This is a genomic window from Serratia proteamaculans (assembly GCF_946227095.1).
Lineage (GTDB): Bacteria > Pseudomonadota > Gammaproteobacteria > Enterobacterales > Enterobacteriaceae > Serratia > Serratia proteamaculans_E.
Genome location: NZ_CAMISV010000003.1, coordinates 100,311 through 123,212, shown reverse-complemented (window position 1 = coordinate 123,212; position 22,902 = coordinate 100,311). Strand labels below are relative to the sequence as shown.

Annotated in this window: 23 protein-coding genes; 11 read left to right on the top strand and 12 right to left on the bottom strand. The window is 54.9% G+C overall.

Going from position 1 to position 22,902, the window contains the following annotated elements; all coding sequences use genetic code 11:
- Positions 1–25: 25 nt before the first annotated feature.
- Positions 26–673, bottom strand: a complete 648-nt coding sequence (pcp, locus tag OC597_RS07165; protein ID WP_261256246.1) for a pyroglutamyl-peptidase I — start codon at positions 671–673, stop codon at positions 26–28.
- A 98-nt stretch (positions 674–771) separates the two neighbouring features.
- Here pcp and OC597_RS07160 point away from each other — a divergent pair, with 98 nt between their 5' ends.
- Entirely contained in the window at positions 772–1,704 is a 933-nt protein-coding gene (locus OC597_RS07160; RefSeq protein ID WP_261284891.1) for a LysR family transcriptional regulator, read from the top strand.
- 23 nt (positions 1,705–1,727) lie between these two features.
- Here OC597_RS07160 and kynA read toward each other — a convergent pair whose 3' ends face one another.
- The 9 genes from kynA to OC597_RS07115 all read right to left on the bottom strand — a co-directional run bounded on the left by kynA (position 1,728) and on the right by OC597_RS07115 (position 10,309).
- The gene (gene kynA, locus OC597_RS07155) at positions 1,728–2,570 is read right to left on the bottom strand and encodes a tryptophan 2,3-dioxygenase (RefSeq protein WP_261256244.1); all 843 of its coding nucleotides are present in this window, start codon (positions 2,568–2,570) and stop codon (positions 1,728–1,730) included.
- A gap of 199 nt (positions 2,571–2,769) precedes the next feature.
- Positions 2,770–3,285 (bottom strand): MaoC family dehydratase, encoded by a 516-nt coding sequence (locus OC597_RS07150; RefSeq protein WP_261256243.1) that lies wholly within the window; start codon positions 3,283–3,285, stop codon positions 2,770–2,772.
- Positions 3,279–4,235 carry an ornithine cyclodeaminase family protein gene (locus OC597_RS07145; RefSeq protein WP_262208194.1) on the bottom strand — a complete coding sequence of 319 codons (957 nt, stop codon included), beginning with the start codon at positions 4,233–4,235 and terminating at the stop codon, positions 3,279–3,281. Before OC597_RS07145 ends, OC597_RS07150 begins: the two co-directional genes overlap by 7 nt.
- The gene (gene dmpG / locus OC597_RS07140) at positions 4,232–5,233 is read right to left on the bottom strand and encodes a 4-hydroxy-2-oxovalerate aldolase (RefSeq protein ID WP_261256240.1); all 1,002 of its coding nucleotides are present in this window, start codon (positions 5,231–5,233) and stop codon (positions 4,232–4,234) included. The genes OC597_RS07145 and dmpG overlap by 4 nt, the downstream gene beginning before the upstream one ends.
- Positions 5,217–6,104, bottom strand: a complete 888-nt coding sequence (locus OC597_RS07135) for an acetaldehyde dehydrogenase (acetylating) (protein ID WP_261462832.1) — start codon at positions 6,102–6,104, stop codon at positions 5,217–5,219. Before OC597_RS07135 ends, dmpG begins: the two co-directional genes overlap by 17 nt.
- Entirely contained in the window at positions 6,101–6,964 is an 864-nt protein-coding gene (locus OC597_RS07130) for an HpcH/HpaI aldolase/citrate lyase family protein (protein ID WP_261256237.1), read from the bottom strand. Before OC597_RS07130 ends, OC597_RS07135 begins: the two co-directional genes overlap by 4 nt.
- On the bottom strand, positions 6,961–8,184 hold the full coding sequence (locus OC597_RS07125; RefSeq protein WP_261424261.1) for an 8-amino-7-oxononanoate synthase family protein: 1,224 nt from the start codon (positions 8,182–8,184) through the stop codon (positions 6,961–6,963). The genes OC597_RS07130 and OC597_RS07125 overlap by 4 nt, the downstream gene beginning before the upstream one ends.
- Positions 8,184–9,038, bottom strand: a complete 855-nt coding sequence (locus OC597_RS07120) for a cupin-like domain-containing protein (RefSeq protein ID WP_262208192.1) — start codon at positions 9,036–9,038, stop codon at positions 8,184–8,186. Before OC597_RS07120 ends, OC597_RS07125 begins: the two co-directional genes overlap by 1 nt.
- 44 nt (positions 9,039–9,082) lie before the next feature.
- Complete coding sequence (locus tag OC597_RS07115) at positions 9,083–10,309, bottom strand: MFS transporter (RefSeq protein WP_262208191.1); 1,227 nt, start codon at positions 10,307–10,309, stop codon at positions 9,083–9,085.
- Positions 10,310–10,915: 606 nt separating this feature from the next.
- Between OC597_RS07115 and OC597_RS07110 the strand changes: the two genes are divergently transcribed.
- From OC597_RS07110 to OC597_RS07100, 3 genes are all read left to right on the top strand, one after another.
- The gene (locus OC597_RS07110; RefSeq protein WP_262208189.1) at positions 10,916–12,142 is read left to right on the top strand and encodes a M24 family metallopeptidase; all 1,227 of its coding nucleotides are present in this window, start codon (positions 10,916–10,918) and stop codon (positions 12,140–12,142) included.
- 226 nt (positions 12,143–12,368) lie between these two features.
- Positions 12,369–12,731 carry a hypothetical protein gene (locus tag OC597_RS07105; RefSeq protein ID WP_261256229.1) on the top strand — a complete coding sequence of 121 codons (363 nt, stop codon included), beginning with the start codon at positions 12,369–12,371 and terminating at the stop codon, positions 12,729–12,731.
- 62 nt (positions 12,732–12,793) lie between these two features.
- Entirely contained in the window at positions 12,794–13,000 is a 207-nt protein-coding gene (locus tag OC597_RS07100) for a hypothetical protein (RefSeq protein WP_261256228.1), read from the top strand.
- 115 nt (positions 13,001–13,115) lie between these two features.
- On the opposite strand, the gene norR is transcribed toward OC597_RS07100, so the two are convergent.
- On the bottom strand, positions 13,116–14,639 hold the full coding sequence (gene norR / locus OC597_RS07095) for a nitric oxide reductase transcriptional regulator NorR (RefSeq protein ID WP_262208187.1): 1,524 nt from the start codon (positions 14,637–14,639) through the stop codon (positions 13,116–13,118).
- 162 nt (positions 14,640–14,801) lie between these two features.
- Between norR and norV the strand changes: the two genes are divergently transcribed.
- From norV to OC597_RS07080, 3 genes are all read left to right on the top strand, one after another.
- Positions 14,802–16,307, top strand: a complete 1,506-nt coding sequence (gene norV / locus OC597_RS07090; protein WP_262208186.1) for an anaerobic nitric oxide reductase flavorubredoxin — start codon at positions 14,802–14,804, stop codon at positions 16,305–16,307.
- Positions 16,304–17,452, top strand: coding sequence for an NADH:flavorubredoxin reductase NorW (gene norW / locus OC597_RS07085; protein WP_262208185.1), 1,149 nt, complete (start codon positions 16,304–16,306; stop codon positions 17,450–17,452). The genes norV and norW overlap by 4 nt, the downstream gene beginning before the upstream one ends.
- A gap of 122 nt (positions 17,453–17,574) precedes the next feature.
- Positions 17,575–18,525, top strand: a complete 951-nt coding sequence (locus OC597_RS07080) for a Dyp-type peroxidase (RefSeq protein ID WP_262208183.1) — start codon at positions 17,575–17,577, stop codon at positions 18,523–18,525.
- A 28-nt stretch (positions 18,526–18,553) separates the two neighbouring features.
- On the opposite strand, the gene OC597_RS07075 is transcribed toward OC597_RS07080, so the two are convergent.
- Entirely contained in the window at positions 18,554–19,387 is an 834-nt protein-coding gene (locus OC597_RS07075; protein ID WP_085117385.1) for an IclR family transcriptional regulator domain-containing protein, read from the bottom strand.
- Positions 19,388–19,567: 180 nt separating this feature from the next.
- On the opposite strand from OC597_RS07075, the gene OC597_RS07070 reads away from it, so the two are divergent.
- Genes OC597_RS07070 through pcaD form a run of 4 tightly spaced genes read left to right on the top strand, consistent with a single transcriptional unit; the run spans position 19,568 to position 22,902 of the window.
- Positions 19,568–20,254: a 3-oxoacid CoA-transferase subunit A gene (locus OC597_RS07070; RefSeq protein ID WP_261256219.1), complete on the top strand. Its 687-nt coding sequence runs from the start codon at positions 19,568–19,570 to the stop codon at positions 20,252–20,254.
- An 11-nt stretch (positions 20,255–20,265) separates the two neighbouring features.
- Positions 20,266–20,946: a 3-oxoacid CoA-transferase subunit B gene (locus OC597_RS07065; RefSeq protein ID WP_085117387.1), complete on the top strand. Its 681-nt coding sequence runs from the start codon at positions 20,266–20,268 to the stop codon at positions 20,944–20,946.
- Entirely contained in the window at positions 20,924–22,126 is a 1,203-nt protein-coding gene (gene pcaF / locus OC597_RS07060) for a 3-oxoadipyl-CoA thiolase (RefSeq protein WP_262208180.1), read from the top strand. Before OC597_RS07065 ends, pcaF begins: the two co-directional genes overlap by 23 nt.
- Before the next feature lie 14 nt (positions 22,127–22,140).
- Positions 22,141–22,902, top strand: coding sequence for a 3-oxoadipate enol-lactonase (pcaD, locus tag OC597_RS07055; protein WP_262208178.1), 762 nt, complete (start codon positions 22,141–22,143; stop codon positions 22,900–22,902).

The following is a 22,902-nucleotide window of genomic DNA, read 5'->3' as shown; positions in this document are numbered from 1 at the left end:
TTGTGAACTGCGCCCTGTTATTGACTCAATGCAGCGCCCCGCCGGAAATCGTTAAGTCCTCCCCGACCGTCAAAGTGGTATGCACAATACTGCGCACCGCCTCAATCATCGTCGCTAACGCCATGCTCGGTTTGCCCGGATGATTGACCGCCAGCTCATGGCTGTACGGAATGTGGATAAACCCGCCTTTGATTGCCAGATTATGGCTGGCGATATGATGACTCAGCCCATAAAACAGCTGGTTGCAGTTATAGGTGCCCGCCGTATGCGATACCGCGGCCGGAATGCCTGACTGACGCAAATGATGCACGATCGCCTTCACCGGCAGCGTGGAGAAGTAACCCACCGGCCCTCCCGCCACCACAGGTACGTCTATAGGTTGTTTACCGGCATTATCCGGAATACGGGCGTCGATCAGGTTGACGGCCACACGCTCAATAGAGATTTCCACGCGCCCGCCAGCTAACCCCAAACAGATCACTGCCCGCGGCCGCAACTCTTCGATCGCCGCGATAAGTTGCTGGTTGGATAAACCCAGTACACAGGCCAATTCGCGCACCACAACTTCCGCACCGGCTATCTGTTCCCCGGCCAGCGCCTGCGCAATCTGCCATGAGGGGTTGATCGCGTCGCCGTCAAACGGCTCAATGCCGGTCACCAATACCCTGTCCATCGTCACACCTTATGTTGTTATTGAATCAGCGTGCTCCCAGCCTAAACAACGCGGTATGATTCTGGAAATGGATTATCTGTATATAGAGTATTCATAAAATGAATTTATCCAGTGTCGATCTCAATCTCCTGGTGGTGTTTGAGGCGTTATACCAAACGCGTAATGTCACCGTCGCAGGTCAGCGTCTGAATCGTGCTCAACCCTCGGTCAGCAATGCTCTGGCCCGACTGCGCACGCTGTTTGACGATCCGCTGTTCGTTCGCAGCGGCGGCAGCATGATGCCGACGGCACGCGCTCACCAACTGATGCTGCAGATACAACCGGTGCTGGAACAGATCCATCAGACGCTAACGCCGCCAACCCGCTTCGATCCGGCGACCGCCAGTCAGCGCCGCTTTCGGCTGGCGGCCGGTGACTATGTCGATATTACGTTGTTACCTTCCATCATCAGTCGGTTGCGTCGGGATGCGCCCGGTATGGATATCCGCGTCTCCCGGCTGGATCGGCGCACGCTGGCGCAACAACTTGAGCGAGGAGAGATCGACGTAGCACTGGGTGGACACCTTGAGGTCTCAGACGGCATGCTGGTGCAGCCGTTGTTTAACGAGAGTTTTACCTGTATCGCCAGCCGACACCACCCGCAGGTGGCGGCCGAAAGCTGGGGTTTACAGCAATACATTAGCCTACCACACGCGCTTTATGCACCGTCGGACGACGGTTCGGCACGGGGGATCATAGATCGGCGGTTAACTGAAATGGGGCTGGAACGGCGGGTTGCGGCAACCTTCTCACATATTATCGCGCTGCCTGCGGTCGTGGCCGACAGCGATCTGATCGCCACCCTGGCCACCAGCGTCGCCCAGCAATTTGCCGACCCGGCAAAGATTCGCTTCCTGCCGCTGCCGACAGAGCTGGCGGTAACTGAGTTTTCTATCGATCTGGTCGCCGGACGACAGGCCAGACGAGACCCGGCGCTGGCCTGGTTGTGTGACACCATCGCCCGTCTGAGCTTTGGCGAAAAAATGGCTTAACCCCGGCGCACCGGGGTTATCGTTTAGGCACCAATCTCGGTGCGCACATCCAGCAGTTCCGGGAAGAAGGTCAACTCGAGCGCTTTTTTCAGAAAACTGACGCCGCTGGAGCCGCCAGTACCGGTTTTAAAACCGATAATCCGCTCCACCGTCTTCATATGGCGGAAACGCCACAGATGGAAACTCTCTTCTATATCCACCAGCTTCTCGGCCATTTCATAGGCTTCCCAATACTTTTGCGGGTGGTCGTAGATCTCTTTAAACGCCGGCAACAGGTTCGGGTTACGCTGGTAAGGCTGCGTCCAGTCACGTTCGATACACTCTTGCGGAATAGGCAGACCATGGCGTGACAGGTAGAGCAAATATTCATCGTACAGGCTGGGTGCTTCAAGGATCGCCTTCAGCGCAGCGTGTTTTTCCGCATCGTTGCTGAACACCGCCAGCATGGCGGCATTCTTGTTGCCCAGCAAAAATTCGATTGAGCGGTACTGATGGGATTGGAAACCCGATGAATTGCCCAGCACATCGCGGAATTCAACGTACTCCGACGGTGTCAGGGTTTCCAATACGGCCCACTGCTCAAACAGCAACCGCTGGATCTGTTTGACCCGGGCCAGGATTTTGAAGCAGTGGCTGAGTTTGTCCTGCTGTACCAGCGTCCGCGCCGCCTGCAGCTCGTGCAGCATTAATTTCATCCACAGTTCAGAGGTCTGGTGCTGCACCACAAACAGCATCTCATCATGATGCTGTGGATTCGACAACGGATGTTGGCAGTCCAGCAGTTGATCCAGGCACAGGTAGTCACCGTAGCTCATGCGTTTGGAAAAATCGGTGACAATCGCGCTTTCTAATTCCCGTTTGTTCATCTGTTCTCTCCGCTGCGCCCACGACCGGAAGCGGTGTGTAGCGTGCTGCAAACAGAAAACATAGTACAGAACCCCCAAGCCTGAGGGACTATCAATCAGAGTTGCCACGCAGATCTCAGGCTGGGTGGCAGCACCTTCATTTCAATGGTTTTTTCTGCTCATCCCCGCTGCGGTGCTCAACGGGGATGGGTCGCCCTGTCTAATCCCGCGCAGATGAAGATTGGGCGGCAATAGACTCCCGGCGCAGAACCATAAAGGATCTTTCAAAGGTGATCACCGTTTCGCCCGTGGATTTGATGCCCAGGGTTTCTACCGTGATAATGCCTTTATTCGGTTGGGATTTTGAAGGGCGTTTTGCCAGAATTTTACTGGTGGCATAGAGCGTGTCACCGACAAAAAGCGGATCTTTCAAACGCACTTTTTCCCACCCCAGATTAGCGACGGCCCTGGCCGACAGGGCTTGTACGGTCATTCCACTGACCAGCGCCAGGGTAATGCTGCTGTTCACCAATACGCGGCCATATTCAACCTGGGCGCCATAGGCCTGATCGAAATGCAAGGGATGTTGGTTCATCGTCAGCAAGGTTAGCCAGGTGTTGTCAGCCTCGGATAGCGTGCGCCCCGGCCAGTGTTTGATAGTCATTCCCGGCTCGAAGTCCTCGTAATCCCCACCGTGTTCTTCAACATACTCGTTTTCGCCAACTCGTCTTAGCATGACCTTTTCTCCCTGGATGGATACAGTGCAATCGCCGCGGCCGTGTCTTCAATCGCCAGTCCCACGCTGCGAAACAACGTTGTTTGCCCTTCATCGGCCGCAGACTCACCAAGAATGACAGCGCCGAGTTCATTAAGATCTTCCGGCTGAATATAGCCCTGCGTGAGAGCGGTGCGCACTTCTCCTGCCTCTTCCTGAGCGACAGCGGCGGTTTCCACCACCACAAACGCCGTTTTCAGCAGGGTGGGCTCAACCTCTATAGCCTCTTCGTGGGTCCCGCCAATAATGTTCAGATGCGCCCCCGGCGCAACCCAATCGGCCTCGATCAGCGGCTCACAAGCGCTGGTGGATGTGGTAGTACAAATAATTTCAGCCCCCTGCACCGCCTCGAATGCGCTATTACACAGAGTGACTCTGGCCTGCGTCACCGAGCGTGCCCAGCGTGCAAATTCTTCGGTTCTGGTCGGCGTGCGGGAAAAGATCCGCACCCTGCGGATCGGGCGGACGGCAAGCATCGCCAACAGCACGGCCCGGGCCTGCACTCCTGCGCCCAAAATAGCCAGATCCCCGGCATTTGCATTGGCACACCGCTGGGTCGCCAAGCCGGCAACCGCACCGGTTCGTACGGCGGTTAAACTTGCGCCATCAAGTAATGCCAGCATCTGACCGGTATTGATGTCGGTTAGCACCACCACCCCGTGGATCAGCGGAAGGCCGTGTTCGGCGTTCCCCGGCGTAAGGGTGGTAATTTTGACACTGGCGATACCGCGTTTCAGCCAACTGGCCGGGCTGACCAGCATATCTGAATGGCCATGATCCAGTAAGGTCCGCGGCGGGGATTGTTCTTTACCGCTGCGTAAGTCCTGGAATACTTCACTCAGGGTTGCCATCACCTGCCGAAGTCGGTCCTCACCCACCATTTCGGCGGCGTCAATGATTTGCATTGTCATGAGGCCGCCCTCTTCAACTCGGCAACAACCTCAACGATCAGGTCTTCTTGCCCGGCAATAATTTGTCGTCTTCCCAGTTCGAAGAACACGTCGCGCGCATCCACCCCGGCACTGCCTGCATGGTTCAATACCGGGTTTTTGAAACCGGAAAATACGCCGGCCAGCCCACTGACGATGCCCAGAGAGTCAATCATCGGCGGAACCACCATTAACTCCCGAGCGGCAAGATCGGCGGCATCCAGAAAATGATAGAGATCGATGCCGGTGTTATACCCCAGGCGCTCCAATACCGGGATCAGCACTTCCAGTTGGGTATTGCCCGCCCCCGCACCAAACCCACGAGCACAGCCATCAATAATGCTGGCTCCTGCCTGAGCGGCCGCCACCGAGTTCGCCACCGCCATACCCAAATTGTTATGCGCGTGGAAAATCAGCGGCACCTCTACCTGCATGCGCATCGCAGCAATACGTGCAGTGACATCCTGCGGCAAAAGACTGCCGGCCGAATCCATGATGCCGACCGCCTGGGCCCCATAGCCCACCAATAACTCAGCCTGTTCGGCTAACTCGGCCGGGGTGGCCATATGGCTCATCATCAGCACCGCATGAGCCTCCGCGCCCTGTTCACGCAGCCAGCCCAAATGGCGTTCAGCCAGCGTAGCCTCGGTGCAATGGGTACCAATGCGCACGACATCGGTGCCACAGGCCAGAGCTTTGGACAAGTCAGCGATGGTGCCCCAGCCGGGCAACATAAACACCCCCATCTTGCTGTTTTGCAAAGACTCTCGCACCGTAGTCAGCATGGCTTCGTCACTCAATGCCGCGCGGCCCACCTGATACGAGGAAGCCCCCAGCCCGTTACCGTGGCCGACTTCAACAATCGCCACGCCGGTTTTGTCTGCCGCGGTGGCGTAGTCTCGCAGTTGTGCGGCCGTGAGTTGGTGTTTTACTGCATGCTGACCATCGCGCAGGGTTGAGTCGTTAATGAGAATAGTCATTGGCCGCCTCCGCTTTATTTCGAGAGTGCGCATACTGTTCGGCAACCAGAATGGCAGCGGAATTAATCAGGTCCAGATTACCCGCGTATTCAGGCATCACCTTGCTGCTGGCCGTCACCTCCAGAGAGACAGACACTCGCCCTTCGGTGACCTTGAGCGCCGTCAACCTGTAACCCGCCGAAAATTCCCGCACCGCCGCCGCCGCCGCGCTGACCACCGGAGTTATCTGTTCGATCGTCGCCCCTGGGATATCGGCAAAAATAGTCACCCTGAACATGGCGGGAGGCGCTGCCGGGCTGATATTGAGGATCGCCTTGGTACTTGCCACACCAGTGAAAGCGCTGAGTGCAATCTGCGTAGTTTCTACGTATTCATCGATGTTGATACGCGTAGCTCGCCCCAAAATATTGCTGGCTACGGTCGCCACCACCTCGATGTCGTTAATTTGAAAATGCCGACTCAGGGCATGCAGGATGGGGATCGACGCCTGCCCACCGCAACTGATTAAACTGACATTGCGATCGGTCAGGGCTTCAGTGCCGGTCACCGTAGGGACTATCATTTTGCCCAGGTGGCTGGGGGTCAAGTCGATCAGCAAGCTACCCAGCGGGCGTAACAGCGCCCAGTGCCTGACGTGCGACATCGCATTAGTGGCGTCGAACACCACATCGAACGGCTTGGATGCGGCCAGAATAGCGTCAATCCCTCCGGCACTGGTCGGGCAGCCCAGCCTGGCCGCGATTTCAAGACCGGCGGAATCCTTGTTACGCCCCGCCAGCAGCCCACAATGCAGCCAGGGTGAACGATGAATTTTATTGACCAAATCCATGCCGATGGCTCCGGTCCCGATGACGGCAACAGAGAGAGTCATGAGTTCCCCCGGTTGAAACGTTCAGCCCAGGCTTTGCCAAGTTGCAACGTGGTGTGGGCCATACGTGCAAAAGGTGGCCCCACCATATGCCCGTCCAGTAAGGCAATGCCTCCGGCGGCGGCCTTGACCGCGTCGGTGATGCGGGAAGCGGCCAATAGCGCACCCTCATTGGGTCGCAATGCTGAATTGATCGGCTCCAGCTCGCTGGGATGGACGGTAGCTTTACCGTGGAAACCCAGATCCCTGATGTTCTGAATTTCGCTGGCCAGCACCTCCGGCTCGGAAAGCCGGTAATTGGCGGTATCAATACAGCCAATACCGTGTCTGGCACTGGCCAAAACCATCGTCTGCCGCGCCGCCAGCATCCCGGACCAGGTGATTGGCACGCCGAGCGTGGCTGCTAAATCCGCAGAGCCAAAAACCAGGCCATCAGCTACGGCTGCGACGTCATCCAGATCGGTAATGGCTTCAACCGTCTCTATCGTCAGGTAAATTTCCGGATACTTGCCCGCTGAGGCAAAAGTCTCACGCAGAAAAATCACCTCGGCAGGCGACCTGACCATCGACATAACGATAAAACCGGGCGTGGCGACGCCGGTGCAAAGCATCACCAAATCATGCAAAGCATCAATCGTACCCAGCGCGTTAATTCGCACAGCAATATTCGCCGACGGAGGGGCACTATCAAGGGCGGTGCGGCAGATGATCCGCCCTTCCGCTTTCAATGGACCGGGGACCGAGTCTTCCAAATCGATCAGATGGACATCGGCGTCATAAGACAGCGCCTTGACTACCCGGTTGAGTGATAAGGCCGGGGTATACAGAATGCTGCGTGGAATAGCGCGTGTGATATCCGTCATTGAGGTGCCCTTACTTCAGCGAGTATCTTGCACAAACGGCGAATTTGATCTTCTGTTTGCCCGGCACGCATCATCACCCGCAGGCCTGCGGTGCCTTTTGCAACGATCGGGAAGAATACCGGCGAGACATAAAAACCAGCCTCTATCACCTTGCGACCTTCGCTGATCACCGTTTCATCGCTCATCGGCACCAGGCGGATCGGGTAACTGTTGCCGCTCTGCTCTGTCGGAACCAGTGAGTCGAACAGGGCAATGTTGTCGTACAGCTTTTTCTGCAACATCGGCAATTCGGCCGTGCGGTGAATATCGGCTGAGGCCAGGCTGGCACCGATAGCCGCCGTATTCAAATTTTGTGAATAGTTGAGCCCACCCCCGAAGCGTTCTACCAGACGCAGCATGGGCTGCGAATAACCATTGAGCAGTATGGCCGCACCGCTGGTGCCGAAAGCCTTGTTAAGGGTGACCACCATAACGGTGTTCTCATTCAGTGCCGGGCTGTGCGAGCGAACATAGCCGATCCCGCGTTCGCCATAGGCGGAAATAGAATGTGAATCATCGTAAAACACCATCAGGCCGTACTTGTCCTGCAGTTCGGCCAACTCTTTGACCGGCGCATAGCCGCCCAGGCTATCGCTGCCGTCAACCACGTAGCAGACCCGTTCATATTTCTTACAGCAGTCCTTGATGAACTCCAGATCGTGGTAATTGCAGGTGACGACCTCGGTTTCATCGGCACAAGCGGGTTTTGCTGCGGCCAACGACACATGTGCATGCTTATCGAAGATCATTAACGGGCGAACACCGTTCCCCAAATGCCCGGAGGCGATCAGCGGCAGCAGCCCGCCGCTAATGCTGCTCGCCGACACGCCACTGAGAACATCGGCCTGGAACAGTTCGCCAAGCGACTCCTCCAACTCCTTCAGTACCGGCAGTTGAACCCGGCTGCGGGCAATACAGTGATCCAGCACGCCATAGCGGCGTACCGCGTCGATAGCCCCTTCTACTACCTTGGGATGGGAGTCCAGGTTCAGGTAAGAGCAGCAGCTAAAATTGACAAATTGATGACCACTCGGGGTGGACAGGAGATCGTTTTCAAGTCCGGCGACGAGCCCTGCGAGTCCGTTCTGCTCTGACATATCCCAAAACGGATTACCAATGCCGATAGCTTTGTCGTTGTTGCGATATTGGTTGGTTGGCGTGATCTTCTTACGGCTGGTCATCAAATTCCTTCCTTCTTGGCAGGTTCGGGTTGATAGTTATAAATACCTTTAAACTTACGGTAGGCGGCCGTGTAGAGCGCGGAATACAAAACATAAGGCCTGCGCAGGATTTTCAGATCCCACAGCCAAAAATTAACGTTGATATTCAGGTCGTCTAACGACTCGGCCTGGTGCCACCAGCCCAGCGGCAGATACAGCATTTCACCGGGTTCTAAAATAAAGTCACGACGCTGCGGAATTTTTGCTGCCAGCCGTGGAAAACGCTGCGGGTCAATATTGTTAAAATCGAAGGCCTGCGATTTGTCGCCAAACCCCTTCAGGATTGAGCGCGGGTAGTAATCTCGTCGGCCGGGCGGGAAAAGAATGAATCGTTTTCTGCCCTGCAGAGCGATATTAAAGTTCTCAAGTTCATCGAAGTGGCTTTGGGTAAATACGCCGTGGTAACTGATCCATAAATTGGCCGCGTTCAAGCCACGGCGAGAGGCCAACAGAGAAAACGCATCGAAGCCGAGAACAGTATTGATATCCTCGGGTCGGTGCATGATATTGGAAACCACGCGATACCAGGTGCTGTTGTCTTGCTGGTATTCTTTATTTTCCAGAAAGCCACGCAGTTGAATTTTCATCGTCTGCCATCGTTCGGCATTCTCCTTATTACTGGCTTCCCGGAACAAGGTGACATTGTCATCACCTAACCGTTGAGCAATAAGGTCATTAGCGCTACGGCTGGTATCAAGCGGTAGATCGGTAATAATCACAGGAACGTCGGCCCGGAAAATAGCTTCAACCCCCAGTGCAACAAATTCATTAAAGGTAATACGTGGAACGGGAATACCCGTGGTTAACTGATTCACGATGGCCGTTTTCCTGTCTCGGTAATAATAGTGAGAGAACCCGCTTAAATCGGGCTGGGTATTGATTTCTTACTGAGTAGTGACTGGCTGAACAAACTGGCTAATAAGGCGAGCATGCCAGCGGCCAAAGTGATCCAGGCGACCTGAGCAGCCCCGGTTTGATCTGAAAGTTGCCCGCCGACCGATACCCCCAGGGAAAACCCCAACCAACCCGCACTGGAAAGCCAGGAGAAGCCCTCTGATAGGCAGCCTTTGGGCGTTAACGATTCCAGCAGGTTACTGCAGGTGATTAATAACGGCGCCACCGATAAACCGGCAATAAAAGCGGAGAAACCCATGACGATTGGGGAACTGGTGAACACCAGGGGAACAGTGCCGGCGCACAGCGTGGCGGAGGTGAGCAACAGCAGTCGTGGCTGCGGTATAGACCAGTTCATGGCGCCATAGCAGAGCCCACCCACCAGGCTGCCCGCGGCACAAATAGACAACAACACGCCAGCCAGAGTGGGATTGCCTGACTCTTTGGCAAAGGCGATCATCATCACATCGATCGAGCCAAGAAATATCCCTACCGCCGCATAGGAGATCATCAGGCTACGAACCCAGGCCATGCTAATGGCTCTGCGGTTTTTTTCATCGACCCTTTGCACAATAACCGGCTCTGAACGTCGATGCAGCACCAGCGCCATCGAACCGCTGAAGGTGAATACGGCGCATAAAACCAACCCCGCTGCGGGGTGTAATACCGTGGCCAGAACAATGGCCACCAGCGGCCCTAATAAGAAAATAATCTCATCGAGTACGGTTTCTAAAGCATAAGCGGTTCGCAGAGCCTCATCGGTGACCATTGCCGCCCAACGAGTGCGAATAAAGCCATCTACCGGCACCGACGAGCAGCCGATACCTATAGCGGCGGCCATGATTACCCATAAGTGGGCATTAAGAAACACTAAGACAATCAGTAACGCTATGGCCATAACGTGACAGCAACAGGTAACAATAAGCACTTTTCGTTGGCTGAATCGGTCGGCAAATCCCCCGAGTATCGGGCTGGCCAAAGCCTGGGTAATCATTAATGTTCCGGCCACGGTCCCTGCGATCCACAATGAATTGGTGGTAGCAGATAACAACATAATGCAACTAATAGAACGCATCGCCACCGGAAAGCGAACTAATAGACCAAACAGCGAAAGCGCGGTATGCCCAGGACCAGACAGTAATCGGGTATAGGAACCAAAACTGAATTTAGACTCAACGGCATTTGTTTCCATAAAGTACTCTCAATAATAAAATCGCTTATACCCAAGCAACTGAATATATCAACAACAATATATCCATTCACTTATCAGGTTAGGTTTTCGCAATAGATAAAATAATCTCAAATTTTATTTATGCGTGACTACGCGAGGGTGTAATGACACGCCCATAAATTCAAACCCTCCGTTTAAAATTTAGATACCCCTGCATTGTTAGCATTGAAATTATCGTAATAAACAATGATTCATTCACCACTTTGTAAAATTAAGAAATTCCTATAAATTTATCTAATACGATGGGCATTAACGATTAGCAACGCTAATCACTATTTACAAGAGCGTTTTTGCATCACATCAATGCGTTATTGCATTATCAAGTAAATAGAATCAGTTACGGATAGATTAAGGGGTAAATGTAATTTTTGGTTCGTCCGTAGCGCCTTTTGCAGCAGAATCCGCCGGGTAAAACGAGGGCCGAACATTGCCGCAGGCAAAACTGTGCTGTAATCGACATGTTTGTTATCTATTGGAGCCAAGTATTGTTGCTGCGGTTTATTTATGATGAAGGTTTAGCGCGCTGGGACATTGACCCTGCATTGAATATTACGCGAGGAGAAAAACATGGCTACAGGCATTGGCGGTTGCACGGCGCAACAGGCCCTGGAACAACTGCGACCGTTAACGGATAATCCGCCTGCAATCGCCGCCGGAGAGTACCGGCAACGTATTCAACACGCACAGCGCCTGATGCGCGAAAACGGCATTGACGCCTGCTATGTCAATGCCGGCAGCAACCTGCTGTATTTTACCGGCACACAGTGGTCACCGAGCGAACGTATGGTCGGCGCAGTGATCCCGGCCGAAGGTGAAATTGCCTATATCGCCCCCTGGTTCGAGATCGGCACCTTCAAAGATTCACAGGTGATTGAGGCCGAAATCTTTAGCTGGCATGAGGAAGAAGATCCCTATCGACTGTTCTTCAGCGTGCTGGCTTCTCGCGGGCTGACAGGCGCAGACCGCCAGCACAAAGTGGCGATTTGCGAAACCGCTTCGGTTACGCTGTTCCTCGGTCTGCAGCAATATGCCGGGGACAATACACTGGTCAGTGCCCTGCCCATCACCGGCGGCTGCCGCAGCCGAAAATCGGCGACGGAAATCGCGCTGATGCAAACCGCCAATAACATCACCTTGCGGGTACAACAGGCTGCGGCCAGCATCTTGCACCCTGGGATCACCGCCGACCAATTGATTGACTTCGTCGATAAAGCCCACCGCAAAATGGGCACCAGCGGCTCTTATTTTTGTATTGCACTATTCGGCTCCGACAGCGCGTTTCCGCATGGTGTGAAGCAGCCCAAGCCGCTGCAAAACAACGATATCGTGCTGCTGGATACCGGTTGCCGCTACAAGGGTTATCTGTCCGATATCACCCGTACCTATGTGTATGGCGAACCCAACCAACGGCAACGCTTCGCCTGGCAGGCGGAACATGACGCACAGGCGGCTGCCTTTGCCGTTATCGCACCGGGTGTGCCCTGCCATAAAGTGGATGACGCGGCGCGCGATGTGCTGGTTGCTCATGGCTTCGGGCCGGACTATCAGTTACCGGGCCTGCCACATCGCACCGGGCACGGTATCGGGCTGGATATTCATGAAGCGCCGTATCTGATCCGCAAACAGCAGCAACAGCTCGATGTTGGTATGTGCGCCAGCATCGAACCTATGTTGTGTCTGCCGGGCGAGTTTGGTATCCGCCTTGAAGACCATTTTTATGTCACTGAAAACGGCGCGCGCTGGTTTACCCCGCCAGCAAAATCCATTGATGATCCATTTGATTTAGCTGGCTGATCATCCCCCGGGCGGCGATGCCGCTCGGATTTAAATATAATATTAATATCGACCATGTTTAATAAAACCATTTAATTATACAATTTAATGCAATCACTAATTAATTTAATTTTCTCGTCATCCGAGTGAAATAACTCTTGATATAAAAATAGTTGTGAGTTAAAAATTAACCGTCCCATTCAAAGATGAATATAACAATAAATTATACATTCAAATGGAGTTGATGATGAAAACAATTGATATAGCTTTGTTAGACTCAATCGCCGGCGGCCGTGGTAATAATGGCGGCGACCGTGTAGATAATGGCGGAAGGAATAGAAACAGCAACAACACATCCGGTGGGCGACGTGATGGCGGAAATTATTACAACAAACAAAGTCAGGATGTGAAAAATTGCAATAATGGTATTATCGGCGGCATGCTTGCTGGCTCCGCCGGCGGGTTACTCGGTTTGGGTCTGGGCCTTGTTGGCGGCGCAATCGCTGGCGGGTGCTTCAATAACAAAGGTTCTAATGGCGATAACAACAGCAGTGCAGGAAATAAAAGCTCTAACTGTAATGGTTCAATTGGTGGTTCGTGTCGCATTTAGCATAAAATCATAGACGGTAGTTTACCCCTACCGTCATTCATTATATTAGAGTGGCGTTATACATGGAAAAAATAATTAGGCCGGCACTTGTTTTTTTAGCTATAATTTGCAGCTCGCCTTTTCTTAGTGGTGCTGGAGTGCTTAATCCTGACTCTGGTTTCGCCGCACCGACAGGCTTATCACAGCCGGTTATCACTATTGCTACCTTCTATTTTTTTATTTCATTTTTTTTGAAAATATTTGATTTTTTCAAAAAAAATAAACAATAAATATAATATGCCAGGCAGTGTCGACTTTAATAGATACGCCTGCATTTTCACTTTTCCATCAGGTGCCTATGCTGGTGTTGATTAGCTTTATTCTGGCCGCATGGCCTGCGTACGATTACTTAATATTCAACCGTTTAGCCAAGCGGTGAAGATTGCCGCTGTCCAGGTTCAATTTACGCGCGGTAGCCGCCCAGTTCATCTCGCATTGCGCCAAGGTTTTCTGAATCACGCTGCGTTGGAAATGTTGCGTCATCGTCGCGAGGTCCGCCTCAATAGCCGTCTCTGGCAGTGCCTCATCGCTGATCCCGATCGGCAAAGATCCTGATTTTATACTGAAATGCGCCGGTAACAGTTGCAGCTCGCTACTGTTTTGCTCCGCACGGGCTAAAATCGCCGCGCGATAGATCGCGTGTTCCAGTTCGCGAATATTCCCTGGCCACGGATAGTGCTCAAGCACAAATAATGCCTCTGCGGAGAGCATTAACTGCATCAAACCCAGTTTGATACGGCAGCGTTCGCAAAAGTAGCCCGCCAGCAGGGCAATGTCGCTGACTCGCTCGCTCAACGGCGGCACAAAGAGCGGAAACACGCTCAACCGATGGTATAAATCCAGTCGGAATACCCCATCAACCGCCGCCTGTTTAAGGTTGCGATTGGTGGCCGCTAAAATACGCACATTAACACGCTTGACCCGATCATCCCCCACCCGCTGGAGATCGCCGTATTGGATCACCCGCAACAGCTTGGCCTGTAACGATAGCGACAGCTCGCCAATCTCATCGAGGAACAGAGTGCCATTGTCCGCCATTTCAAATTTGCCGGCACGATGCTGAATGGCTCCGGTAAATGCGCCTTTGACGTGACCGAACAGCTCGCTTTCCGCCACGCTCTCCGGCAGAGCGGCACAGTTAAGGTAGACCAGCGGGTTGGCAGCACGCGCCGAGCCCTGATGAATCGCCCGCACCACCAACTCTTTACCGACGCCGGTATCCCCGGTGATCAATACATTGAGCTCAGAGCCAGCCACAATGCTGATTTCTTGCTTGAGTTGCTGCATAACCGGCGAAAGCCCGATGATCTCATCATTTTCTCTTGGGGAACTGCCCCCCGGGGATACCAACGGCGACAGTGCCTGCCCCTCTAATGCCTCGACCAGTAACGCCGTGGTTAACGCTCCCGCCGCCAAAGCACTGATTAGCCGCAGCTCTTCATCGCTGAAACGATCAAATTGCAGTGGGTCCAGACTGTCAAAAGTCAGCGCACCGATTAAATCCTGTTCGGCAAACAGGGGCAGTCCAATACAGGCATGAACCTTAAGTTGGTCATGGCCAGGGATCAGACCATCGTAGGGATCCGGTAAATCGCTGTCCGCGGGGAAACGCACCACGTCACCGGCGCGGGCAATCGCCTCCAGACGGGGATGGGCATCCAGCGCGAAGCGCCGTCCCAGAACGTCCTGAGCCAAACCGTCAATGGCCAGGGGACGAAACTGTTGTCCTTCAAAGCGCAGTAAAGCCGAAGCATCGCAGCGCAGCAAGCGGCGCAGGCTGTTGATCAGGCGTTGAAAACGGTCGCCTTGCGTCAGGCCGCTTTGCAACTCGATAGCGATGGCGGCGAGGGATTGTATGGAGAGCGTCATGGTTGTCATTCCGACACTTGATTGTCATATGGACAATGTTACGCCCATGTCAGAATGACATCAATAAATAATTATCACTTAGAAAACAATAATATAAAAACTGGCACGCCGTTTGCTCATTACAAGTATCGAAACCCAGTAAACGACAATAAGGTAATGAGCATGGCAATTCAGGTAAAAAACAATATCCAATGGGTCGGTCAACGTGACTGGGAAGTGCGTAATTTTCATGGGACAGAATACAAAACCTTAAAGGGCAGCAGCTATAACAGCTATCTGATCCGTGAAGAGAAAACCGTGTTGATCGACACGGTGGACCATAAGTTTAGCCGTGAATTTGTACAAAATCTGTCAGCGGAAATTGATCTTAAAACGCTGGACTACATCATCATCAATCACGCAGAAGAAGATCACGCCGGGGCGCTGACCGAACTGATGGCGCAGATCCCGGGAACGCCTATCTACTGTACCGAAAATGGCATTGATTCAATCAACGGTCACCATCATCACCCAGAGTGGAACTTCCACGTTGTTCACACCGGTGACAGCCTGGATATCGGCAATGGCAAACAGCTGATCTTCGTTGAAACGCCGATGCTGCACTGGCCGGACAGCATGATGACCTACATGACTGGCGATGCCGTGCTGTTCAGTAATGACGCCTTTGGCCAACATTACTGCGATGAGCATCTGTTTAATGATGAGGTTGATCAGAATGAGTTGTTTGAACAATGTCAGCGTTACTACGCCAATATCCTGACCCCATTTAGCCGACTGGTGACACCAAAAATCAACGAGATCCTCGGTTTCAACCTGCCGGTAGACATGATCGCCACCTCACACGGCGTGGTATGGCGCGATAATCCGACGCAAATTGTGCAGCGCTATTTAGAGTGGGCGGCGGATTATCAGGAAGATCGCATCACCATTTTTTACGACACCATGTCCAACAACACCCGCATGATGGCGGACGCTATTGCACAGGGCATCACCGAGGTCGATCCCCGCGTGGCGGTGAAGATTTTTAACGTGGCGCGTCATGACAAGAACGAAATCCTGACTAACGTGTTCCGTTCCAAAGGCGTATTGGTGGGCTCGTCGACCATGAATAATGTGATGATGCCAAAAGTTGCCGGGCTGTTGGAAGAGATCACCGGGCTGCGTTTTCGCAATAAGAAAGCCTCGGCCTTCGGCAGCTACGGCTGGAACGGCGGCGCGGTAGACCGTATTCAAACCCGTTTGATGGACTGTGGTTTTGAAACCACGCTGGCATTGAAAGCCAAATGGCGTCCCGATAGCGATATGCTGGCAATCTGTCGTCAACATGGCCGGGATATTGCTCGTCAATGGGCCTTAACCTCCTTGCCTTTGACGACGTCAGCTCCTGCTCCTGCGGTTGCAACTGTTGTCACACAGCCACAGCCACAGCCACAGCCACAGGCTGAAGTATCCTGCGCCAATGTCGATACCAATGTTGACGCCGATGCCGATCTCGGGCCGCGTATGCAATGCAGCGTCTGCCTGTGGATCTACGATCCAAAGTTGGGCGAACCTATGCAAGATGTGGCTCCCGGAACCCGCTGGCAGGACGTACCGGATGACTTCCTGTGCCCGGAATGCTCCATGGGCAAAGATGTGTTCGACCCTCTCGCTTCGGAGGCAAAATGAACCCTGGCATTCTGATCATTGGCTCCGGCTTTGCCGCCCGACAGCTGGTAAAAAATCTGCGCAGGCTCAATAGCGAGGTTCCGATCCGCCTGATTGCTGCCGACAGCTGCGACGAATATAACAAACCTGAGCTGAGCCATGTGATCAGCCAGAATCAAACCGCAGATGCCTTAACGCGGCAAACCTCCGGCAGCTTTGCCGAACAGTTCCAACTGACGTTACACCCCAATACGCGGATTACAGAGATTGATACCCAGCATAAAAGGGTGTGCAGCGGCGGGCAAAGCTGGCAGTACGACAAACTGGTTCTGGCAGTCGGCGCTTCAGCAATTGTACCGCCGGTGACCGGTCATGAACTGATGCTGACGCTCAACAGCCAACAGGAATATCGCGACGGCGAATTGACACTGCTTCAGGCACAGCGGGTACTGATCCTGGGGGGCGGCCTGATCGGTTGTGAACTGGCGATGGACATGTGCCGGGCCGGTAAACAGGTCACTCTGGTGGACAGATCCGGCAGCCTGCTGTCGGCATTGATGCCGATTGAAGCCAGCAGTCGCCTGCAGCATTGCCTGCAACAGATGGGCGTCGAGTTGCTGCTCAACCAGCAACTGAGCGCACTGACACAGCAAGACGACGCCATACAGGCAACGCTGGATAATGGACGTCAACTGTGCGTTGACGCCGCCATCGCGTCGGTCGGACTGCGTCCGAACGTTGGGTTGGCGCGTCAGGCCAATCTGCAGGTTAATCGCGGCATCCAGGTGAGTAACCGCCTACAGACCTCGCAGATCGATGTGTATGCCCTCGGCGATTGCGCAGAGATTGATGGTCAACTGCTGCCGTTCCTCCAGCCGATACAGTTCAGCGCCATGGCCCTGGCGAAAAACCTGCTGGGCGCTGAGGAAGGCGTGCAACTGCCTGCCATGCTGGTCAAGGTGAAAACCCCCAGCCTGCCGCTGCACCTGGCGGGGGAAACCCATCGGCAGGATTTGAGCTGGAACATTGTCGCCGAACAACAGGGCATGGTTGCCAAAGGTTTTGATCAGCAACAGCAGCTGCGCGCGTTTATTGTTAGCGAAGACCATATGAAACTGGCCTTCGGTTTACTGAAGGAATTAAACGCCCTGACAGCAGAAAGTTAATGATGACCCATCTGTACACTCTGAGCATTTAACGATGCCCTACGCCAACTGGGGTTAATCAGTTGGCGTAACCCCTAAAATAGATTAGTTTTAAGCTCTGACTCACTCCGGCACTGGATGCTATGACTATCAATTCCCCCCAACCTCAGGCTGTTTCCAGCCCTGTTACGCGCCACGCTATTTTCCTGGTTGCTACCTTGTCGCCCGACCCTGCGCAGCTCGCAACGGTGCGTGGCTGGTGCGCCGATATCAGCGGCGTGATCCGTTCCGTCGGCAAAAGAGCCCCGGCAGGAAACTTGTCCTGCGTCTGTGCGTTTGGCTCGGCGGCCTGGGATCGGTTGTTCGGCCAACCCCGCCCATCACAACTTCATCCCTTTGGGGCAATAGGCTCCGGCGACCGCGTAGCGGTATCAACCCCTGGTGATATCCTGTTGCATATCCGCGCCGACGAGATGGATCTGTGCTTCGAGCTGGCTACCCAGTTAATGAACAAACTCGGCGACGCCGTGACGGTGATTGAGGAAGTACACGGCTTCCGTTACTTCGACCAGCGGGCGATGATTGGCTTTGTCGACGGCACCGAAAACCCGGAGGGAAATGACGCGGTCAACTACACGGTGATTGGTGATGAAGATGCCTCGTTTTCTGGCGGCAGTTACGTGCTGGTGCAGAAATATCTGCATGATATGAAAGGCTGGAACTCGCTGCCCGTTGAAACGCAAGAGGGCATTATTGGCCGCCACAAGCAATCCAATATTGAGCTGGATGAGGACGTCAAACCTTCGTCATCCCACAGTTCATTGACGACGCTGGTGGATGAGCATGGTGATGAAGTCAAAATCCTGCGCGACAACATGCCGTTTGGTAAACCCGGCATGGGCGAGTTTGGCACCTACTTTATTGGCTACGCGCGGACTCCCCAGCCGATCGAACAAATGCTGGAAAACATGTTCATTGGTCGACCGGCCGGCAATTACGATCGCCTGCTGGATTTCAGCCGTGCGGTTACCGGTAGCCTGTTCTTTGCCCCTTCGGCGACCTTACTGGAAGAGCTGGCCGATCGTAATACCTGAGGCTTGCACGATAACTCTTGCTCGATAACTACAGCAGCAGCGCCAACTCCATCGCCGTGCGCTGCAGCTGTGGCAGCACCCGTTCACGCAGCTCCGCTGACGATATCTGCGACGCATTGACCCCCACGTTCATCGCCGCTACTACGCCGCCCTTGCGTGAATGCATCGGCACCGCGATCGACCGCAGGCCAATTTCCAACTGCTGATCGTTGATGGCGTACCCTTGCCGCCGCACTTTGGCCAGCTGTTCACGTAACTGATCGGCACTGGTCACGGTGAACTCGGTCAGCGGTGCGAAACTCACCCGCGACAGATAGTCGTCCAACTGTTCTTCATCCAGCGCACTGAGCAATACCAGCCCCATAGAGGTGGCGTAGGCCGGCAGCCGACTGCCGCGCCCCAGATCAATCGTCATGATGCGCTTCACTGAGGCGCGGGCGATATACAGGATGTTGTCACCGTCCAGTGTCGCCACCGAGCAGGATTCGTTCAGCAGCTTGCTGAGGTAATCCAGTGAGTTCTGCGCCGCTTTCGCCAGCTCGGAAGAAGAAAGATAGGCGTGTCCAATAGTCAGCACTCGCGGCAGCAGCCGGTAATGGCGGCCGTCAGGGCAATGCACAAACCCCAGCGCACGCAGGGTGTACAGGCAGCGACGCACTGCCGCACGCGGAATGCCGGTAATTTGGCTGATTTCAGAAACCGACATTTGTGAATACTGGGGCTGAAAAGCCTGTAGCACCTCCAGTCCCCTGGCCAACGACGCCATAAAATTAGGGTCCCCTTTATACTGATCGTTGCTTAACTCCCCGATCTCCTGCAGCCGACGCAACTCCCCAGCACCAAACTCAGATACATCACCCATCCTGACCTCCAACTCACATAGAGTTATCTGCATCACAGAATTAACTGCCAAATGATTAATGTTTCGATAATCGCACAATGAACTGATATTCGCACTTGCTGCTTAATTTTTCATCCCATAAATTGATTTGAGACCCATTAATGCAACGCTGGCAGCTTCGCAGCGTACCGAGGAGAGCAAATGATCGATAAAAGTGTGGCATCCGCAGAGGCCGCTGTCGCGGATATCCCTGACGGCGCGGCCATTATGGTCGGGGGTTTTGGCCCAGCCGGTCAGCCTTATGCCCTGCTGGACGCCCTGATCCGCCATCGGCCACGCGGGCTTACGCTGATCAGCAACAACGCGGGCAACGGAGATTTTGGGTTGGCGGCGCTGCTGAAGGCCGGTTGTGTGAGCAAAGTCGTCTGTTCATTCCCGCGCCAGTCGGACTCCTGGGTATTTGATGAGTTGTACCGCCGTGGCGAACTGGAACTGGAGCTGATCCCGCAGGGTAATCTGGCGGCACGGATCCAGGCCGCCGGTTCCGGCCTCGGCGGTTTTTACACCCCGACCGGCTACGGCACCGAACTGGCGCAAGGCAAAGAGACTCGCGAGATCGACGGCAGACACTATGTGTTCGAGCTGCCGCTAAAAGCTGACTTCGCGCTGATCAAGGCCGACAAAGCCGATCGCTGGGGCAACCTGTTGTACAACAAAACCGGGCGTAACTTCGGGCCGATCATGGCCATGGCGGCCGCCTGCACCATTGCCGAGGTCAATCGGATGGTGCCGTTGGGGGAGCTGGATCCTGAAAATATCATTACGCCGGGGATCTTCGTGCAACGCCTGGTGACCACGCCCGATCACTCTGCGCCACTGTCGGCTTAAGGAACGCACCCATGACCAAACTCACTCATCAGCAGTTGGCCGAGCGTATTGCGCGCGACATTCCGGAAGGTGCCTACGTCAATCTGGGCATCGGTATTCCCACCCAAATTGCCAACTACCTGCCGGCGGATAAAGAGATCTTCCTGCACAGTGAGAACGGCATTCTCGGCATGGGCCCGGCACCGGCGGCCGGCCAGGAAGACCCCGAACTGATCAACGCCGGTAAACAGCCGGTGACCCTGCTGAAAGGCGGCTGCTTTTTCCACCACGGCGACTCCTTTGCCATGATGCGCGGCGGCCACCTGGATATCTGCGTGCTCGGCGCTTATCAGGTCTCCGAACGCGGTGATCTTGCCAACTGGAGCACCGGCGCACCGGGGGCGATCCCGGCGGTTGGTGGCGCGATGGATTTGGCGATCGGTGCCCGTCAGGTGTTTGTGATGACCGAACACCTGACCAAAAAAGGCGAATGCAAAATTGTCCGCCACTGCACTTACCCCCTGACCGGCGTCGGCTGTATTGATCGCATCTACAGCGATTTGGCGGTGATGGACGTCACCCCACAGGGCCTGGTTGTGCGCGAAATATTCGGCGGGTTGACCCCACAGCAATTGCAGGAAGTCACCCCGGTCGAACTGACCTTTGTCCTTCAACACGGAGAACAGCCGCATGAATCCCGCCTACCTTTGTGATGCCGTCCGCACGCCTTTTGGCCGACTGAACGGCAGCCTGGCCGGTGTCCGCGCCGACGATCTGGCCGCCCTGCCGCTGAAAGCGCTGCAGGCGCGACATCCGCGACTTGACTGGGCGGCGGTGGATGACGTGCTGTTCGGCTGCGCCAACCAGGCCGGAGAAGACAACCGCAACGTGGCACGCATGGCGCTGCTGCTGGCCGGTCTGCCGGTGCAGATCCCCGGTTGCACCCTCAACCGCCTGTGCGGCTCCAGTCTGGATGCGGTAGCGATGGCAGCCCGGGCAATCAAAACCGGCGAAAGCGAGCTGATGATCGCCGGCGGTGTCGAGAGTATGTCCCGGGCCCCCTTCGTGATGGGCAAGGCGGAAAGCGCCTTTAGTCGAATGATGAAACTGGAAGATACCACCATGGGTTGGCGGTTTATCAACCCCCAGATGAAAGCGCTGTATGGCGTGGAGTCGATGCCACAAACCGCCGAAAACGTCGCTCTAAAGTTCGGTATTAACCGTCAGGATCAGGACGCCTTTGCCCTGCGTAGCCAGCAGCGCACCGCCGCCGCGCAAGAAAGCGGCTTTTTCGCCGACCAGTTAATTGAGGTCAGTATTGCCCAGAAGAAAGGCGATCCGCTGCGGTTCTGTCAGGACGAGCACCCGCGCGCCACCACGCTGGAAGCCCTGGCAAAGCTGAAACCGGTGGTAGATCCGCAGGGCACGGTGACGGCCGGTAATGCCTCCGGGTTGAACGACGGGGCCTGCGCACTGCTGCTGGCTGGCGAACTCGGGGTGACTCGCCACGGGTTGCAACCGATGGCACGCATTGTCGCCAGCGCCGTTACCGGGATCGAACCCTCAATTATGGGCTTTGCCCCGGCGGATGCGGTACGCAAGGTGTTGAAGATTGCCGGATTGAGCCTCGACCAAATGGACGTTATCGAGCTTAACGAAGCCTTTGCGGCACAGGCGCTGGCGGTGACCCGTGAACTGGGGTTACGTGACGACGCCGCTCAAGTGAATCCCAATGGCGGTGCCATTGCCCTCGGTCATCCACTGGGCGCATCCGGTGGCAGGCTGGTGATGAATGCCGCCTGGCAATTGCAGAAAACGCGTGGCCGCTACGGCTTGTGCACCATGTGTATCGGCGTCGGCCAGGGTATTGCGTTGATTATCGAACGGGTATGAAACGGGGAAAGAACATGGATATTGACTATCGCCTTGATGGCCGCACCGGGGCACCCTTGTTGGTGCTATCCAACTCGCTCGGTACCACCTTCGACATGTGGCTGGCACAGCTGCCGGTGCTGAGCGAACACTTTCACCTATTGCGCTATAACCAGCGCGGACACGGTGCTACGCCGCTGCCAGCGACCCCGCTGCGGCTTGAAGATCTGGGCCAGGATGTGATTGCCCTGCTCGACCATCTGGACGCGCCAAGCGCTCATTTTTGCGGTATTTCGATGGGCGGCCTGACCGGGTTGTGGCTCAACCGCTACCATCCGCAGCGCATCAAGCGGTTGGTGGTCGCCAATACCGCCGCGCGCATCGGCAGTGCCGAAGGCTGGCAACAGCGCGCCCAACAGGTGCGCAACTCAGGGCTGACGCCGATCGCCGCAGCGTCCCCCGCTCGCTGGTTTAGCGAAGCCTTTTTGCGGCAATACCCTGAACAGGTTGCCCCACTGGTCGCCGGGCTGGTAGCGGGCAGCGCCGAGGGTTACGCCGCCTGCTGCGATGCGCTGGCATTGGCCGATCTCCGCGCCGAAGTAGCGTCCATGACGCGGCCAATGCGAGTGATTGCCGGAGAGCAAGATCCGGTGACGACGGTGGCGGACGCCGAATTTCTTGTCGCCAACGCGCCGCGAGCCGAACTGCAGCGGCTACCGGCTTCGCACATTTCCAATATTGCCTGCCCGGAGCTCTTCAACCGCAGCGTTGTCGAGTTCCTCACTGAGAAGGAATAA

Coding starts and splice junctions, on each gene's coding strand:
- pcaD (WP_262208178.1), top strand. CDS start 22,141: ATGGATATTGACTATCGCCTTGATGGCCGCACCGGGGCACCCTTGTTG.
- dmpG (WP_261256240.1), bottom strand. CDS start 5,233: ATGACTATTCTCATTAACGACTCAACCCTGCGCGATGGTCAGCATGCA.
- OC597_RS07080 (WP_262208183.1), top strand. CDS start 17,575: ATGACTATCAATTCCCCCCAACCTCAGGCTGTTTCCAGCCCTGTTACG.
- OC597_RS07125 (WP_261424261.1), bottom strand. CDS start 8,184: ATGACCAGCCGTAAGAAGATCACGCCAACCAACCAATATCGCAACAAC.
- pcaF (WP_262208180.1), top strand. CDS start 20,924: ATGAATCCCGCCTACCTTTGTGATGCCGTCCGCACGCCTTTTGGCCGA.
- OC597_RS07150 (WP_261256243.1), bottom strand. CDS start 3,285: ATGCTAAGACGAGTTGGCGAAAACGAGTATGTTGAAGAACACGGTGGG.
- OC597_RS07100 (WP_261256228.1), top strand. CDS start 12,794: ATGGAAAAAATAATTAGGCCGGCACTTGTTTTTTTAGCTATAATTTGC.
- pcp (WP_261256246.1), bottom strand. CDS start 673: ATGGACAGGGTATTGGTGACCGGCATTGAGCCGTTTGACGGCGACGCG.
- OC597_RS07160 (WP_261284891.1), top strand. CDS start 772: ATGAATTTATCCAGTGTCGATCTCAATCTCCTGGTGGTGTTTGAGGCG.
- OC597_RS07145 (WP_262208194.1), bottom strand. CDS start 4,235: ATGACAATGCAAATCATTGACGCCGCCGAAATGGTGGGTGAGGACCGA.
- norV (WP_262208186.1), top strand. CDS start 14,802: ATGGCAATTCAGGTAAAAAACAATATCCAATGGGTCGGTCAACGTGAC.
- norW (WP_262208185.1), top strand. CDS start 16,304: ATGAACCCTGGCATTCTGATCATTGGCTCCGGCTTTGCCGCCCGACAG.
- OC597_RS07070 (WP_261256219.1), top strand. CDS start 19,568: ATGATCGATAAAAGTGTGGCATCCGCAGAGGCCGCTGTCGCGGATATC.
- kynA (WP_261256244.1), bottom strand. CDS start 2,570: ATGAACAAACGGGAATTAGAAAGCGCGATTGTCACCGATTTTTCCAAA.
- OC597_RS07135 (WP_261462832.1), bottom strand. CDS start 6,104: ATGACTCTCTCTGTTGCCGTCATCGGGACCGGAGCCATCGGCATGGAT.
- OC597_RS07075 (WP_085117385.1), bottom strand. CDS start 19,387: ATGGGTGATGTATCTGAGTTTGGTGCTGGGGAGTTGCGTCGGCTGCAG.
- OC597_RS07130 (WP_261256237.1), bottom strand. CDS start 6,964: ATGACGGATATCACACGCGCTATTCCACGCAGCATTCTGTATACCCCG.
- OC597_RS07065 (WP_085117387.1), top strand. CDS start 20,266: ATGACCAAACTCACTCATCAGCAGTTGGCCGAGCGTATTGCGCGCGAC.
- OC597_RS07115 (WP_262208191.1), bottom strand. CDS start 10,309: ATGGAAACAAATGCCGTTGAGTCTAAATTCAGTTTTGGTTCCTATACC.
- norR (WP_262208187.1), bottom strand. CDS start 14,639: ATGACGCTCTCCATACAATCCCTCGCCGCCATCGCTATCGAGTTGCAA.
- OC597_RS07105 (WP_261256229.1), top strand. CDS start 12,369: ATGAAAACAATTGATATAGCTTTGTTAGACTCAATCGCCGGCGGCCGT.
- OC597_RS07110 (WP_262208189.1), top strand. CDS start 10,916: ATGGCTACAGGCATTGGCGGTTGCACGGCGCAACAGGCCCTGGAACAA.